Genomic DNA, 16,089 nt, shown 5'->3' with positions numbered 1-16,089 from the left:
ATGTGTGAAACCAGTTTGTTTTTTGATTATAAAAGGAAGCGTTACTATGGCAATTATCAATATGTCAGATTTGGATCTACAAGGTAAGCGCGTGCTTATTCGTGAAGATCTCAATGTGCCTGTTAGCAACGGCGTCGTCACCAGTGATGCACGTCTGCGCGCCTCTCTCCCAACTATCGAGTTGGCCCTTGCTAAAGGCGCCGCTGTGATGGTGATGTCGCACTTAGGTCGTCCGACCGAAGGTGAATACAATCCCGAATATTCTATGCAACCTGTGGTCGACTACTTGGCTAAAGCCTTGTCGTGTCCCGTGCGTTTAGCGACGGATTATTTAGACGGCGTCGACGTAGCCGTCGGTGAAGTGGTTGTGTTCGAAAACGTGCGTTTCAACGTGGGCGAAGGCAAGAACAACGAAGCGCTGTCGCAAAAAATGGCGGCATTGTGTGATGTCTATGTTATGGACGCCTTTGGTACTGCACATCGCGCCCAAGCATCGACCCACGGCGTTGGCATGTTTGCCCCCATCGCCTGTGCCGGTCCATTACTGGCGCAAGAATTAGATGCCTTAGGCAAAGCGTTAGATAACCCTGCGCGTCCTATGGTGGCGATTGTCGGTGGCTCTAAAGTATCAACTAAGCTGACTGTGCTAGAAAGCCTTTCTGGTATCGTTGATCAGCTAGTGGTTGGCGGCGGTATTGCCAATACTTTCATCGCGGCGGCGGGTTACAATGTCGGTAAATCACTGTATGAAGCGGATTTGATCGACGAAGCTAAACGTTTAGTGGCCAATGCTAAGAGCCGTGGCGCCGATATTCCTGTGCCGACAGACGTAGTCGTGGCAGGCGAGTTTAGCCCAACAGCTGCGGCAACCTTAAAATCGGTTAGCGAAGTCGCTGATGGCGAAATGATTTTTGATATTGGTCCAGATAGCGCTGAAGCACTGGCCAAAATCATCGAATCTGCTGGCACTATCGTGTGGAACGGCCCTGTGGGCGTGTTCGAATTCGACCAATTTGGTGAAGGTACTAAACGTATCGCCCAAGCGATTGCCGATTCAAAAGCCTTCTCTATCGCAGGCGGTGGTGACACTTTGGCTGCGGTTGATAAGTACGGTATTGCCGATAAAGTGTCTTACATTTCGACTGGCGGCGGCGCTTTCCTCGAGTTCCTCGAAGGTAAAGAATTACCGGCTGTGGCTATGTTAGAAAAGCGCGGCGCTTAATCATTAAGTTTTAAAATACGCGGCGCATAAGACGCCGCGAAAGCGCTGATAAGATCAACGTTTTGATAATAAAGAATTATAAAAAAACCGCCCGTGTTTATCTTAGATATTGATTAAATATATCGAGTTAAATACGGGTATAAAAATCCATCCAAACGATAGTGACCTCGGTGACCAAGCGTTGCAGAATGTGACAGTCACCCTATTATTGGAGTTAAAAAATGGCGTTAATTTCCCTACGACAACTACTCGACCACGCGGCAGAACATGGATACGGTGTGCCTGCGTTCAACGTTAACAACTTAGAGCAGATGCGTGCCATCATGCAGGCCGCTGAAGCAACAGACAGCCCTGTTATTGTGCAAGCTTCTGCTGGCGCGCGTAAATATGCTCGCCCACAGTTCTTAAAATATTTGATGGCAGCGGCTCTTGAGCAGTACCCAGATATTCCTGTGTGTATTCACCAAGACCACGGTACCGATCCTGATATTTGTCAGCGTTCTATCCAATTAGGCATGTCATCAGTGATGATGGACGGCTCTTTGATGGCTGACGGTAAAACCCCTGCATCTTATGACTACAACGTCGATGTCACTCGTCGCACAGTGGCATTTGCCCATGCGTGTGGTGTGTCAGTTGAAGGCGAAATCGGCTGTTTAGGCAGTTTAGAAACTGGCCAAGCAGGCGAAGAAGACGGTGTTGGCGCGGCAGGTATTTTAAGCCACGATCAAATGCTGACTACTCCTGATGAAGCGGCGCGTTTCGTTGCCGATACTCATGTTGATGCATTAGCCATCGCTATTGGTACTAGCCACGGTGCTTACAAGTTCAGCCGTAAACCTACGGGCGATGTACTGCGTATCGACCGCATCAAAGAAATCCATGCGCGTATTCCTAATACTCACTTAGTGATGCACGGTTCATCTTCAGTGCCACAAGAATGGTTACAGATCATCAACCAATACGGTGGTCAGATCCCAGAAACCTACGGCGTGCCATTAGAAGAAATCGTTGAAGGTATCAAGCACGGTGTGCGTAAGGTGAATATCGATACTGACTTACGTTTAGCATCAACAGGTGCGGTACGTAAGTTCTTAGCGGAACACCCAAGTGAATTTGACCCACGTAAATTCTTGAAAGCGTCAATGGAAGCCATGGCAGACATCTGTACTGTTCGCTACGAAGCCTTCGGTTGTGCGGGCCAAGCCTCTAAGATTAAGCCTTTGTCTTTACAAGCAATGTACAAAGCGTACCAGTCTGGTGCCTTAGATCCTAAGATCAACATGTAAGCGTTATCGCTAAGACAAAAACCCGCTAATGCGGGTTTTTTTATGCTTAAAATAGATGCAATTTTCATTTTTTAATCGTCAATGCTAATATTGCGCAGATTTTCAGGGGAAAAAACTAACCCATATTAATATGTGCTTATTCAGTTTCGCTGGAAGAACAGATATTTATAGGGATTGGATTTAACGGAACAGGAACGGATAAACATGAAAAAAGTACTGACCGCAGCGATATTAATGACTGCACCTTTTATGGCAACTGCTGGAGCCGATTTTGTAAAAGGCGACAAGACATTCGCTGGTGAAGCTGAGTTAGGTGCCACCTTAACCACAGGTAACACTGAAACCTCATCATTTAAGGGACGTTTAAATCTTAAGCATGAGCTTGGCGATTGGGAAAATCAGTACTTACTAGAAGGTTTATACAAAGAAGATACCGGTTCTGTCACCGCGAAACGTTATTTAGCAGGCGCACAGGGTAACTACAAGATGACAGACCGTAGCTACCTATTTGCGAATGCCAGTTATGAAGTCGACCCGTTTACCGGTTATGACTACACCCTATCTGGCGCAGCGGGTTATGGTCATAGACTGTATGACACCAGCAAGACCTTTTTAGATGTTGAAGTGGGTCCCGGTTATATCTATCAACGTCTCGATACTGAGCAAGCGCTTATCGAAGGTTATGACACCAACGACAGCGTTGTTGCCCACGGCGTGATCAACTTCGAAACTGAAATCACTGAGACCTCTAAATTCCAACAGCGTTTCGTTGCCGATTACGGTGACAAGTTAGATGCCCGTTCTGAAACCTCATTAACGGCAAATATTATCGGCGCATTGGCGATGAAGTTTGCCATTATTGTGCGTTACAACAGCGAGCCGCTGGATGATAAGAAAAGCACAGATACCGAAACCAATATGACCTTGTTATATGCTTTCTAATGCTGTGACACTGATTTAAAACAAAAAAGCACCTTCGAGGTGCTTTTTTATTGGCTGTTTTTGGACTAAGTTGAATATACGTTAAGCTTTTCTTTATTAGTAACATCTGTAGTTATACAAAAATTAATCTTTTAAATGCCTTTGGTTATAGGGTAATGCATAGAAAGTTGCGTTTTATCAACATTTGCTATGCCGAAGCTATGGTAATTTTCGACTAATTTCCTACGTAGAGATGAACTTTAATGAAATTACAGCGGTTGTTTAAAGGCAGTGGAATGGCGTTGTGGAGTCTATTCTGCGTTGCAATATTGAGCGGATTCTCACCTGCAGCATGGGCTATGACAGAAGGGGCAGAACGGCTTAATTTAACCGCCGCGAGCGTGGGTTATGTCGCCGTCTGTGTGTTTGTGCTGGCTTATATACTGGTGATGGCCGAGGAGACATTACATTTACGCAAGTCGAAACCTGTGCTCGTTGCGGCAGGGATCATTTGGGGCATGATAGGTTTTGTCTATATGCAAAACGGCATGTCCGAAGTGTCGGAAGCCGCATTCAAGCAAAACTTGCTCGAATACGCCGAGCTATTGCTCTTCTTGCTGGTGGCGATGACGTATATCAATGCCATGGAAGAACGTAATCTGTTCGATGCGATCCGCGGCTGGCTCGTAGGTCGTGGTTTTAGCCTGCGAACTGTGTTTTGGTTAACGGGCTTTATGGCGTTTTTCATCTCGCCCGTGGCCGATAACTTAACCACAGCTTTACTGATGTGCGCCGTGGTGATGAAGGTTGGGGCTGGGCAACGCAAGTTTATTACCCTTGCTTGTATCAACATTGTCGTTGCCGCCAACGCGGGTGGCGCGTTCAGCCCCTTTGGTGACATCACGACCTTAATGGTATGGCAAAAGGGCCTAGTGCACTTTGGCGATTTCTTTAATCTGTTCATTCCCGCCCTCGTTAACTTTGCCTTACCCGCCGCCATTATGAGTGTGTTCATCCCGCATTTTGTGCCTGAGCCTGAAAAAGAGCATGTGTACACTAAGCCCGGTGCTAAGCGTATTGTAGGGCTGTTTTTACTTACCATTGCTACGGCAGTGTGTGCCCATTCCTTCTTAGGTATGCCGCCTGTATTGGGCATGATGACGGGATTAGGCTTCCTGCAATTCTTTGGTTTTTACCTGCGTAAAACCTTCAATCGTTCTGTTGCCCGCGAACGTGAAAAGGCGGAATTAAGACAAGACAAATTACGCCTGCAGCAACTTGGCAGTGTGGTGCCATTTGATGTGTTCAGCCGCATTTCCCGCGCTGAGTGGGATACTTTGCTGTTCTTTTATGGCGTAGTGTTATGCGTCGGCGGCCTAGGTTTTATGGGATATTTGAGCTTAGTGTCTGAGGCCATGTACTCACATTGGGATGTCACCTATGCGAACGTTGCCGTGGGTTTACTTTCGTCTGTGATTGATAATATTCCTGTGATGTTTGCGGTATTGACCATGAATCCCGATATGGCTTTGGGACAGTGGTTATTGGTTACCCTGACTGCGGGTGTGGGCGGCAGTTTGCTCTCGATTGGGAGTGCTGCAGGGGTTGCCTTGATGGGACAGGCTCGTGGCATTTATACCTTTGGGGCGCATCTACGGTGGACGCCTGTGATAGCTTTAGGTTATGTGGCGAGTATTTTAGTGCACATGTGGTTAAACGCCGCGATGTTTTAACACTGCATTAGCTTGATTGTCGTTTATCGAGACATGCCGTTTATCGAGACAGGCTTGCGGCTTGTCTCACGAAAATTAACTATTTGCTGGCTTGGGTTAGCAAGATCACATTAATCATTTGTGGTCTTGCATAGACTTAACTCTGTGTTTTTATGGAGTTGAGTTAATGTGTATGCAATTGGGAGACTGCAGCTTTGATCGAGAACGAGGCATGCTGATTGAGTTGTCTCGCGATGAATCTTGGCATCTTTCTCGGGCCGAGTTACAAGTGCTCACGTTATTGCTTGAACACCAAGGTCAGTTAGTTTCAAAGTACATGCTAAAAACGGGGGATGGACAAGGTCCGCCATTAACCGATGCCTCTGTGTCCCGCGCCATTTCCACGCTCCGCTCCTTTCTAGGCCCTCAGCACGAGGGCTTGATCGAAACCGTTAAAGGCCAAGGTTATTTGTTGCGGGCATCAAACGGCAGTGAATATCGAGGCGTCAATTACCTCAGACTACACACTGTGCCTTTGTGGAGTGCCTTAGTATTATTCGGGGTGATGTTGGCGTTTTCGGTGTTTTATCTGAAACACACAGATCACAGCAAGCCTACTCAAGCTTTGATGACGTCGATACTGTCGTTAGCCTCGGGTCAACAAGTGCGCTTGAACTTATATGCCGACTCCAGTGCGAGTAACACCTTACTGTTCGAAATGGGTGAGCGCTTAAGCTCGGGCCTCATTGCCTGTGGCAAGAGCGATTGGGCGGATGTTTATGCATCTTTATCCCATGATAAACAGGTGCTTAATATGACATTTCGCGGTGAAAAACTCGACCAGTCAGTGCTCCGCAATATTAGCATCAGCGATTTTTCTCGCCCCAAAGCATTCATTGACTCTGCCTGGCTGCGCGAGGTGGATATCTGTGGCTAAATGGCTCAAGTGGACCATCAATATTGTTATTTTGTCGGCCTTGATTGCGGCTTGCGGGGTGATTTATAAACAGTCGGCAACGAGCCGGACCATGATGTTGAGTTGCAGTTCAGAACTGTTTGATCGCCATTCGAGTGCGAATCCCAGTATCAGCGCCAGCAGTGACAATAAATTTTACCTGCTTGTGGACGTATTGATTGCCGCCGATAAAGCGCAAATCAACTACCGTTACTTTAATTTTGATGGCACCAGTGCGGGCCATATTTCGATGCGTGGCAAGGTCGACAGCATTGAGGCCAATAGCATGACCTATAGGGTTGCAGTGGAGACGAAAACTGAATCGGAAATGGAAAAGCAAAAAAATTGGCCAGAACACATGAAATATCTATCTAACATCAGCAGTTTACCGTTTCGCGATTCTGGGGTGAATAATTTCAGTATTGAAGTGTTAGATATGGATGACACTAAGGATTATGCCGTAGTGTTATTCCAACCCAGCAATACGATTTGTGGATGCCGAATCGTAAATAGTCGAATTTAATCAGTGAATTTGAGTTTATTTCAGTTAAGATTAGTGCTCATTGATTTATGTCTACTGCGATGAGTCTCTGTGAGGGCTCATGAAAAGGGTGTTGTGTCTAAGATACGTGTAAAGCAAGAAGAATCCCTGTCGATTAAGTTCAGCCACCAGATGGAAAAGGGCGATAATCGTCAGCTCGATCTCTATTTCTTTTTACCAAAGGAAATGGGCATAGGCTCGCACACGCTCAATGAAGAAGAGTACTACTACAGCGCGATTGTCGGCCGTCGTTCTTACTATTCAGAAGGCTTGCACTTACCTTTGGTACAGGGCCGCTTTGCTAGTTTAAATCGCCGCACCGTTGAAGAATTCAGATTGTACTTGAATCTGTTCGCCTATCAGTTTGCCGTTGCAGTCGAAAACGACGTTAAAGAACTCAATCAAATCACCGATGTAACCCATTTTTATTTTGCCCTCGACGAATTACGCGAACAAGTTGGCCAACTGCTGAAAAAGTTTCGCCGTAACGAACCGGGCGATCCTAAATGGAAATCCTACTTCGAAAATGCCGACAACTACCTGTCTTGGTTCTGCGAGCAGCAGTTACTAAAAGTGCTCGCCCATGCTACACGTACCAGTGATTTCAACGATATCCAAGAACGGGTGCTAACACTGTGTCGCAATGAGTGCGCCTATCGGGATGAGCATAACTACAACTCGGCGCAAACTAAGCAAGATCCTAACCGTATCTCAAACAAGATGTTGTTGTTACGACGTTTAATCCAACAAGGTGTGGTACTCAAAGAAGAGTTAAAGCCCTTAGGAATTGGCCTTAAAAAGTTCACGACGGGACTGGCGACGGCGTTAGTGATGTTGGTGGTGTCGGCGTTGATTATTCAAGCGCAGGGCGCCTTCAGCGGCTTTACCATTGCCTTAGTGCTGACCTTGGCGGTGATTTACGGCTTCAGGGAAATCTTTAAGGATGACGTGCGTAATGCCATGTGGCGTTTTATTCAGCGGGGCAGGCCACGCTGGAGCCGGATTTTGCGTGATACCACTAGTCAGGCGGTGATTGCTAAGCAGTTAGTATGGCTTGAGTTTATGCGCCAGCAAGATCTGCCCGATAAAGTCAGCGAAATTCTAAAGCACAGGCATAGCCAAAATAAGGTCGATGCGGAAATCCTGCACTATAAAATTGCCACTAAGGTGAATCAGAGTGAGTTCCAAGCGGGATACTCCACCATTCAAGAGCAAGTGAACTTTAGTTTAGTGCCCTTTGCCCGCTACTTAGAGCGGGGTAAGGCGAAGATTTATAAGGAAGTTGAAGGTAAAATCAGCCATGAATCGGTTGAGCGGCGTTATCAAGTTAACTTGATTTTAGTGCTACGCGATGGCCGCGAAGCCCCGCAGTATATTCGCTACAAAATCACCATGAACCGCTCGACGATTATTGAGATTACCCAGAGCCAATTGCCCGATTCGGTCAACATGCCCGAATCTACGATTGATGACGAGTAAAGGCCTGACCGATATTTTGATCGTTATTCTGTTTCGCCCGTTTTAGGGCGACTTCGGCATTATTCAGATACTGCTCAAGTGTCTGGCCTTCTTGATAACCCGCAATACCGATACTGATCCCTTCACCTAAGCCATTGCTGTTGAGCTTTTCCATCATATTGAGAGCAAAGTTATGCGCTTGGGTGGCATCTGTATCGGGTAGCATCACCAGTAGTTTGCCTAATTGCCAATGCAAAATCTGATAATTAGCTGGGATTTCAAGCAGTAATTGAACCTCAACTTCTTGCTGACGGTTCGCCAGTTGGTCTATGTCACTCATGTGGCTCAGCATACCTTCGGGATTGATATCCATTAGCAGTAAGCTTGAACTCAGGCGGCTTGGCGGCGGCAGCGAGTTAAAATAACGTTCTAAATCAACTAAGCTCAGCAGAATCGTACTGCGATGGGGCACAAGGCTGCGCTTCTCTGTGCCTCGGCCACGTTCGGCAGCTTGCTCTAAGGTACAGACGATATAATCAATCTCACCATCGGCGGCCACATGGCCCTTCAAGGTCGCCTGCAAACAATTGGAGTGCGCCTGTTTAGGTGAGCATAGAATTTGCCCCTGCCACTGACCTTGCATGGCGATTTGAGCGCTAATTCTTTGCCATTGATTACCTAAATCGTTGGCGAGCAGCGAGGCTAAATCTTGATTTAAATCGCCATTGAGTTGCATTAGTGCATCGAATACTGGGTTGATTTTAATCAGTTTACCATTGGCATCTGTTAGCGCTGTTGCGACTGTGCTATCGCATAAAAGCTCACTGAGAAATGCTTGTTCTTTACTACTGACTAATTCACTGATGTCTTCAAGGGTGATCAATAGATGTGGTGAACCTCGGCTCGCCCTTGGCGCTTGGCGGATATGCACCCGCAGCGTTGGGCCATTGATACTTTCTAGGCTGATTTCACCAGACCATTGACCCGTTTTATGCACTTGCTCCATCAGCTCGGCATAGGTTTTATCATCGAGGCACAAGGTACGTTGTAGATTACGGTCTGTGAGTTCATCGAGTGGCACTAAGGTCGCTTCTGCCGCCTTAGTGTTGGCGCTGATCACCCTGGCGTTTTCGTTGACCATCATAAAGCCAATGTCACTGTTAAATAAGCCATTGGCGACATCGATACTGTATTGGCGTGAACGCTGTTGTAAGCGATACATGTGGCTGAGCAGCACAACCCAAGCGGCGAGTACGGTTAAGATTAGCGATGCCACTATGACAATGTTTTGCCACTGGGAAAAACGTGCGGCTATGTCGGCGTTACGCACATAGGAGAGTAAAAAGTATTCTCTGCGGGTTTCTGGCTGGGCAGTCAGTTCGACCTTAAGGTAAACAAAGGTGGCTTCTTCACCGTGGAACTGGCCAAAATTACTCATGGACATATCACGCCACAGGGCGGGATAAGTTTGTCTTAAACTTGCCCCTAAGGTTTCAGGCATATTACTTAACGGGGCGAGAGCGCTCGCGCCAGCATAGAGTAATCCCTGGGTGTCGAGCACTAACATAGGCGACTTATTACTCGAAAAAGCCGGCTTTATGGCTTCGAGCATTTGCACCATAGAGTTGTATGTCACCAGATAACCCATAGAGCTTTGATCGGGCTTTTCGAGCCAAGCCATTTGATACATATAGGGTTCTAGCATGCCTTCAATCGGAACAAACTCCAGTGGCGAAGTGTAAACCTCCTTGCCACCCATGTTACGACTCGCGCCAAGCAAGGTTGGCGGTAAGGCATCTTTACTGAAATTGGAAGGAGTAGAGAACATATAATTGCCTTGGGGATCGTACAGCGCAATACCGAGCAGTTCAGGAATATGCTTCACTAGATCTAGCCAGGCTTCCTGTAATTTGAGTTGTTGCTTGGCGGTAGGATTGCTTAAGTACTGCTTTAGCAGCTCACCATTGGCAAAAATTTGGGTGCGAAATTGCTGAAAAGACACTTTATCAGTGATCAGTGTGCCTATGGTTTGCAGTTCACTGTATCTCTGTGTCGCCCATTCTTCCTGTAGGCGGCGTTCACCTAAGGTAATGATTAAGTTAGTTAAAATGATCATGCCAATTACCAGCATAGAGAGCTGGCTTGCAACGGCTAATAAGCGTTGATGCGACCAATGGATCCCTTGAGTCAAAGAGAGCAGTGGCGCTAGGGGATACGTGCTTGGGTTATTCTTCAGCATGAACCGATAATGAGTGGGTGATCTGTTAATTTCGCTATGTTAACACGAAAGAATTGTTACGACAGTGCCAAGTTACTCAGCAAGATTTCTTGAGTAAAAGTTAAGACGATCACACATGTACCACTCACGTCATCGACAGTGTTATTTGCTTGGGTATTTCAGTCGATTATGGCTTTTTAGAATGCCGTTTAGCCTAAAGCGCCAAGCACCCTATGTTTAAATTCACAGCCGTAGGACTCCACTTGTTCACGGCAGATATCGATATCGACGCCCGCTAATCCTTCGATGGCAGAGACTTGTACTGTTTCAATATAGTGTGGTGCCAAGGCGATAAAGGCATGCACGGCGGCGTAGGAACCCGCGAGTTTTGGGCGGCAATGTTTGATATAGGCGGCTTCATTATCCGCATTGAGTGAAATCGATAAGCTATCAACGCAATCGGCAAGTTCCGGCAGAATATTGCGTCTATGGACCAGATTGCCTAAACCATCGGTATTAATCCGTACTCGTCCGCCCCTGCGTTTGATCTCTTTTGCCACCGTCAGCAGGGTTGGAAGATTTAAGGTTGGCTCGCCATAACCGCAAAACACGTATTCTTCGAAGTCTTTAACATCGCCAAGCAGAGGGATAATTTCCTCTGGCTTAGGTTGATGGCACAGGGCAAGTTGGTATTCGTGGATTTGTTTACTTCCATTATGTTTTGGGCAGAAAGCGCAGCGCAGGGTGCAGCGACCAGTGATATTGAGGTAACGACTGCGGCGAATGTCATAGACTAGCGTTTCGGTCGCACAGGTTTCATTTGTGCAAACTTCATCTGTAATGTGACCGTTCGCTAGGGTTTCAGTAGTGACAACGTGCGGGTTATCAAGGTGTTGCTTATGCAGATGCTCAGACATAATGATAGGTTCATTCTAACGATAACTGACGACTTGAGCACAGTGTAGCGAAAGCCCGATGGTATAACTGTCAGCTAGATCGCAACTTGAAAGCTCAAACCCACTCACGGCATAGTGACTTTGATGCTGATGTGGAATTGAGTGAGCACTGGCAATAAAAAAGAGAGCCTAAGCTCTCTTTTTAAGGTCCAAGACATTGATTAACTGTCTATCGCTAACTGCCTATCGCTAACTGTCTGTCGTTAACAGCCTATAAATAGTCTTTCTTATAGTCAGTCGTGACAGCTTGCTCAAAATCCGGATGCTTAACGTCCTCATCATTGGTTTTTTTAGGCTGCCACCACCAGTTGAAGAAGCGGCTGCTAGAGCGGCTAACATCGTCGAGTATGATGTACAACAGCGGCACTAAGATCAGCGTCACTACAGTCGAGAACAGGATACCGAAGGCGAGGGACGTCGCCATAGGGATCACAATTTGCGCCTGCAAACTGCGCTCGAGAATAATAGGCACTAAGCCGACAAAGGTAGTGAGTGACGTTAAGATGATCGCCCTAAAGCGATAACAGCCCGAATCCACTGCCGCCTGTCTAACCGATTGACCTTGCTCCCGCGCACGGTTAACAAAGTCGACCAAAATCAAAGAGTCGTTCACCACCACACCCGCGAGTGCCACTATGCCGCAGAGACTTAATACGCTCATCGCGAGTCCCTGAATCAAGTGACCGAACAGGGCGCCGATAATCCCGAAGGGGATCACCGACATGATGATCAACGGCTGGCTGTAGGATTTTAGCGGGATTGCCATCAGTGCATAAATGGTAAACAGCGCAAAGAAGAAACCTTGCATCAAACCGATCATAGCATTCTGTTCATCTAAACTGCCGCCATCTAACGCGGTTTGGATTTTAGGATACTTGGACTGTAATTGTGGCAGGTAATCTTTTTGGATTTCCTGTACCACTTTTGAAGGTTCGACTATGTTTTTGTTGGCATTTGCCGTGATGGTGATCGCCCGCTTACCGTCAACACGGGTAATTGAGGCGTAGGATTCGCCTTTCTCAATTTGTGCCACAGTCGAGAAGGGAACCGAGGTGCCCGTTGGCGTGCGGATCAGCATGTTTTCCAGGTAACCCACAGTGCGGCGCTGCTCTAATGGGTAGCGCACCATCACCTTGATTTCTTCTTTATTACGCAAAATACGTTGGGCTTCATAACCATAGAAACCGTAACGCACTTGGCGAGCTAAATCGGAAAGGGTCAGGCCAAGGGCTTCAGCCTCTGGACGTATCTTCAGGCGAATTTCATGGCTACCCGAGGAAAAGTTGTCGGCAATATCATATACGCCTTCATAGCTGGCGAGTTTTTGCTTCAACTCTTTAGAGGCTGCGGATAGTTCATCGAGATCGCTTGAGGTCAACCTGAAGGAAATATCGCCACCGGCATCGTTAGTGCTCGCGTTAAAGCTGAGTTTTTTGACCGATAGAAGCTCGGGCAATTGTTCACGCCATGCGGCAGCAATCGTCACACCATCGACTTCGCGGTCTTCGCCTTTCGTCAGTTCGGCAAAAATAAAGGCAGAGGTGCGGGAGCTCATATTGATAAAGCTGTGTTTCACCACTTGATAGCCGTTATCTTGCTCCATTTTGTCGTTCATCTTGTACAGGGCTTCTTCTATGCTCTGCACCACTTTCAAAGTGTTCTCTTCCGAGCTACCTTCGTCCATCTCAAGCTGAACTTGAATAAAGTCTGAGGGAATATCAGGGAAGAATACCCAACGCACTTTGCCACTGGCGACTAAGGCAATGGAGAGGATCAACACACCGATAAAGGCCGCGACCACGTTGTATCTTTGCTTGATACAGCGCTCGAGGAAGTTGCGATAACTGTGGTGAATAAAGTGCTGCACTCTGTCGTTAAAGTTGGCTTTGAGGCGACCAAAGAATCCCCTTGGCGCACCGGGCTTTTTAAACTTCATGTGCGCTAAATGCGCTGGCAGGATGAACTTAGATTCGACCAAGGAAAAGGCCAAACAGAGGATGACCACCATGCCGATGGATTTCCAGATAATCCCCATAGGGCCAGAAACCATTAACATGGGAATAAAGGCCGCAATCGTGGTTAATACCCCGAAGGTCGCGGGCATCGCCACCTTTTGCGCGCCGCGGATCACATTGTCAACCGAGTGACCGTGGCGTTCGACCTCTGTGTAGGCGCTCTCGCCGATGACAATCGCATCGTCCACCACTATCCCGAGCACTAAGATAAAGGCGAACAGGGTCAACATGTTGATCGTCATCGAGAAAGGTTCGAGCGGCATGATCAGCATAGTGCCGAGGAAGCACACCGGCAGACCCATCATGACCCAAAACGCCAACTTAAGATCGAGGAACATAGCTAGGATGATAAACACCAACAAGGCACCGTAAAACATGTTCGACATCATCATGTTTAAGCGGCCCTTGAGGTAGTGAGTCATATCACCCCAAGTATCGAGTTGCGCGTTGGCAGGAAGTGTCGCGCGGCGATCCTCGACGTATTGTTTTACTTGAGCGGCAATGTCTAAGGCATTTTGATCATCAACACTGGTGACTTCGATAATCGCGGCCGGTTTACCGTTAAAGCGGGTGTATTCTAACCGTTCTTCAAAATCATCTTTGATAGTCGCCACTTGCGGCAACATCACCCGGCTACCGTCGGGGCGAGTGGTGACGACGATATTGGCAAAGTCATCACCCGTGTAGGCTTGGCCTTTGGTGCGCAGCAGGATGTCGCCATCTTGGGCGCGAATCGAACCGCCGGGTAAGTCAAAGGAAGAGTTTTGCACTGCTAATGCAACCTGCGAGAAAGTCAGGCCGTATTCACGTAATTTATTCTCAGAGACTTCGATGGCGATTTCATAATCGCGCACACCGGTGACTTTGGCACGGGTCACGGCTGGCAGTTGGGTTAAATCGTCACGCACCGACTTAGCCAACTCCTTCATATCGTGCAGTGTCATATCACCATAGACGGACACCCAAATGACGTTATTTTCAGGTTTAATCTGATAGATATTGGGTTTTTCGATGTTCACTGGGAAGGTCGAAATCGCATCTAATCTCAGTTTGGCTTCATCGAGCACGGTTTGCACTTCGTAACCGTCTTCAACTTCAACCGTAATCGAGCCTACCCCTTCGCTAGCCACTGACGTGACCTTCTTGATACCGTTGATATCTTGGATGGCTTCTTCAATCTTGATGTTGATGCCTTCTTCGATTTCCTGTGGCGCCGCGCCCGGATAGGCGACGGAAATATTCAGCAAATTGAGTTCGAAAGAAGGAAACACTTCTTTATTGATCAAGACAGTGCTGAACAAACCGCCGACCAGCAATGCCCACATTAACAGGTTCGCGGCCACACTGTTGCGGGCGAACCAGGCTAAGATCCCTTTTTGAGTGTCCATTATTTCACTCCAGTGGCCGCAAGACTCGACTCAGGCGTGTCTTCTTTTGGCGTCTCAGTCGGCAATGCCGCTTCACCTAAGACCTTGACCAGTTGACCGTTTGCCATGCTGTTGAAGTGAGTGGTGGCGACGCGCTCGCCCGTTTTTAGACTGTCCTTGATATACACATTGTCGAGATCGCTACGAACGATATTTACATGGCGCATTTCAACAATATTTTTGTCATTCACTAAGGCGACGTGATCGTTACGAACTACATGGCGGGGTAGTTTAACTATGCCATCGACGGTGCGCCCTTTAATGACTGCATTGACGAAGCTGCCATATTTAAGCGGTAAGCTGCCAGCAACTTTATTGGCGCGCAGGTACGGGTCTTTGATTTCAGCGACTAAATACACCATGCGATTTTCAGCATCGATCACGCCTTCGCTGCGGATAATATTGCCAACCCAAGTATTTTCTTTACCCGCCAAAGAAGCGCTCAGCGTCACTTGAGTATCGGGATTATCCACCGATTCTAGGTAGGCTAAATCGTCATTGGAAATGGGTAAGCGGATCTCAGCCACGCTAGTGTCATAAAGCTCACCTAAGTTTGTACCTAAGCTAACATACTGACCTAAATCGACATTACGCGCTTTAATTATGCCATCGAACGGCGCGCGGATAACTGTGCGCTCAAGGTTACGTTGGGCACGCGCCAGTGCGGCCTGCGCATATTTAACGTTGGCTTGCTCTTTTTTAAGCTGTGGAATACGCAGACCTAACTCTGGGGGTAAACCTTTGTCGTAGCCTTTGAATTCGATTTTAGCAACTTCACCGCGGGCAATTTCTTCGTTCAGCGCGGCGGTAGCTTGGGCCAGTGTTGCTTCGGCTTGCATTAAATCAGCCTCGTAATCTGAGGGCTCGATTTGTGCGAGTTGGTCGCCTTTTTTGACTATGCCACCCGCCACAAAATCAGCGGAAATACTCAGCATTCTGCCTTGAACTTCAGTCACAAGCTGGGTTTTATATTTTGGCGTAACCACACCGTAGGACGGTAAGTTTAGCGATACCGTTTGCTGAGTCACTTGCGTGACGTCAACGATAGGAATGGGCATCTCTTCCGGTTTTTGTTCTGGCGCCTCCTTAGTTTTCATTAATAAGGCTGCGCCAAAGACAAACAGCAGCAGAATAAGAAAAGGAGAAAGTCTCCTCAGTAGGGTCTTCATCATATTATTGTTACATCCATGCTAATCGCGTAATGGGGTTAAAGTAGCAGAGTCGGCTGCGCCAATAAATTTATTTTTGTAAATTAAATGTGTCTAAAAGTGATGGTTTGACACAACTGCTCACTAGGAACCGATATTTTGGCGGAATTTAGAACAGATAAAGGGTGAAAGGTTCACTTAGGTAATTGGAATATATTGAAATAAGG

The 16,089-nt window shown here is 47.3% G+C and carries 11 protein-coding genes; 7 read left to right on the top strand and 4 right to left on the bottom strand.

What is annotated here, in order from left to right; genetic code table 11:
• Nucleotides 1-46: 46 nt before the first annotated feature.
• From NE536_RS06805 to NE536_RS06775, 7 genes are all read left to right on the top strand, one after another.
• Nucleotides 47-1,222: a phosphoglycerate kinase gene (locus tag NE536_RS06805; protein ID WP_006080336.1), complete on the top strand. Its 1,176-nt coding sequence runs from the start codon at nucleotides 47-49 to the stop codon at nucleotides 1,220-1,222.
• Between the two features lie 221 nt (nucleotides 1,223-1,443).
• Nucleotides 1,444-2,511, top strand: coding sequence for a class II fructose-bisphosphate aldolase (gene fba / locus NE536_RS06800; protein WP_106651515.1), 1,068 nt, complete (start codon nucleotides 1,444-1,446; stop codon nucleotides 2,509-2,511).
• A gap of 204 nt (nucleotides 2,512-2,715) precedes the next feature.
• Nucleotides 2,716-3,453 (top strand): DUF481 domain-containing protein, encoded by a 738-nt coding sequence (locus NE536_RS06795; RefSeq protein WP_259589568.1) that lies wholly within the window; start codon nucleotides 2,716-2,718, stop codon nucleotides 3,451-3,453.
• 242 nt (nucleotides 3,454-3,695) lie between these two features.
• Entirely contained in the window at nucleotides 3,696-5,165 is a 1,470-nt protein-coding gene (gene nhaD / locus NE536_RS06790) for a sodium:proton antiporter NhaD (RefSeq protein WP_261272222.1), read from the top strand.
• Nucleotides 5,166-5,331: 166 nt separating this feature from the next.
• On the top strand, nucleotides 5,332-6,081 hold the full coding sequence (locus NE536_RS06785) for a winged helix-turn-helix domain-containing protein (RefSeq protein WP_342455073.1): 750 nt from the start codon (nucleotides 5,332-5,334) through the stop codon (nucleotides 6,079-6,081).
• A complete protein-coding gene (locus NE536_RS06780) occupies nucleotides 6,074-6,622 on the top strand; it encodes a hypothetical protein (protein ID WP_011845924.1) in 549 nt (182 codons plus the stop codon). Before NE536_RS06785 ends, NE536_RS06780 begins: the two co-directional genes overlap by 8 nt.
• A 93-nt stretch (nucleotides 6,623-6,715) precedes the next feature.
• Entirely contained in the window at nucleotides 6,716-8,119 is a 1,404-nt protein-coding gene (locus NE536_RS06775) for a hypothetical protein (RefSeq protein WP_012090100.1), read from the top strand.
• On the opposite strand, the gene NE536_RS06770 is transcribed toward NE536_RS06775, so the two are convergent.
• The 4 genes from NE536_RS06770 to NE536_RS06755 all read right to left on the bottom strand — a co-directional run bounded on the left by NE536_RS06770 (nucleotide 8,100) and on the right by NE536_RS06755 (nucleotide 15,886).
• On the bottom strand, nucleotides 8,100-10,337 hold the full coding sequence (locus tag NE536_RS06770) for a PAS domain-containing protein (protein ID WP_261272220.1): 2,238 nt from the start codon (nucleotides 10,335-10,337) through the stop codon (nucleotides 8,100-8,102). The genes NE536_RS06775 and NE536_RS06770 overlap by 20 nt on opposite strands.
• A 188-nt stretch (nucleotides 10,338-10,525) precedes the next feature.
• Nucleotides 10,526-11,233: a TatD family nuclease-associated radical SAM protein gene (locus NE536_RS06765; RefSeq protein ID WP_261272219.1), complete on the bottom strand. Its 708-nt coding sequence runs from the start codon at nucleotides 11,231-11,233 to the stop codon at nucleotides 10,526-10,528.
• Nucleotides 11,234-11,483: 250 nt separating this feature from the next.
• Nucleotides 11,484-14,675: an efflux RND transporter permease subunit gene (locus tag NE536_RS06760; RefSeq protein WP_261272218.1), complete on the bottom strand. Its 3,192-nt coding sequence runs from the start codon at nucleotides 14,673-14,675 to the stop codon at nucleotides 11,484-11,486.
• Nucleotides 14,675-15,886 carry an efflux RND transporter periplasmic adaptor subunit gene (locus tag NE536_RS06755; protein WP_261272217.1) on the bottom strand — a complete coding sequence of 404 codons (1,212 nt, stop codon included), beginning with the start codon at nucleotides 15,884-15,886 and terminating at the stop codon, nucleotides 14,675-14,677. The genes NE536_RS06760 and NE536_RS06755 overlap by 1 nt, the downstream gene beginning before the upstream one ends.
• Between the last annotated feature and the right edge of the window lie 203 nt (nucleotides 15,887-16,089).

The sequence above is a fragment of the Shewanella septentrionalis genome (assembly GCF_025370265.1).
Taxonomy (GTDB): domain Bacteria; phylum Pseudomonadota; class Gammaproteobacteria; order Enterobacterales; family Shewanellaceae; genus Shewanella; species Shewanella hafniensis.
This window is presented reverse-complemented; position numbering and strand designations above follow the sequence as displayed.

Bases quoted from the DNA above. Each gene is read 5' to 3' on its own strand.
- NE536_RS06805 (WP_006080336.1), top strand. From the start codon at position 47: ATGGCAATTATCAATATGTCAGATTTGGATCTACAAGGTAAGCGCGTG.
- fba (WP_106651515.1), top strand. From the start codon at position 1,444: ATGGCGTTAATTTCCCTACGACAACTACTCGACCACGCGGCAGAACAT.
- NE536_RS06795 (WP_259589568.1), top strand. From the start codon at position 2,716: ATGAAAAAAGTACTGACCGCAGCGATATTAATGACTGCACCTTTTATG.
- nhaD (WP_261272222.1), top strand. From the start codon at position 3,696: ATGAAATTACAGCGGTTGTTTAAAGGCAGTGGAATGGCGTTGTGGAGT.
- NE536_RS06785 (WP_342455073.1), top strand. From the start codon at position 5,332: ATGTGTATGCAATTGGGAGACTGCAGCTTTGATCGAGAACGAGGCATG.
- NE536_RS06770 (WP_261272220.1), bottom strand. From the start codon at position 10,337: ATGCTGAAGAATAACCCAAGCACGTATCCCCTAGCGCCACTGCTCTCT.
- NE536_RS06765 (WP_261272219.1), bottom strand. From the start codon at position 11,233: ATGTCTGAGCATCTGCATAAGCAACACCTTGATAACCCGCACGTTGTC.
- NE536_RS06760 (WP_261272218.1), bottom strand. From the start codon at position 14,675: ATGGACACTCAAAAAGGGATCTTAGCCTGGTTCGCCCGCAACAGTGTG.
- NE536_RS06755 (WP_261272217.1), bottom strand. From the start codon at position 15,886: ATGATGAAGACCCTACTGAGGAGACTTTCTCCTTTTCTTATTCTGCTG.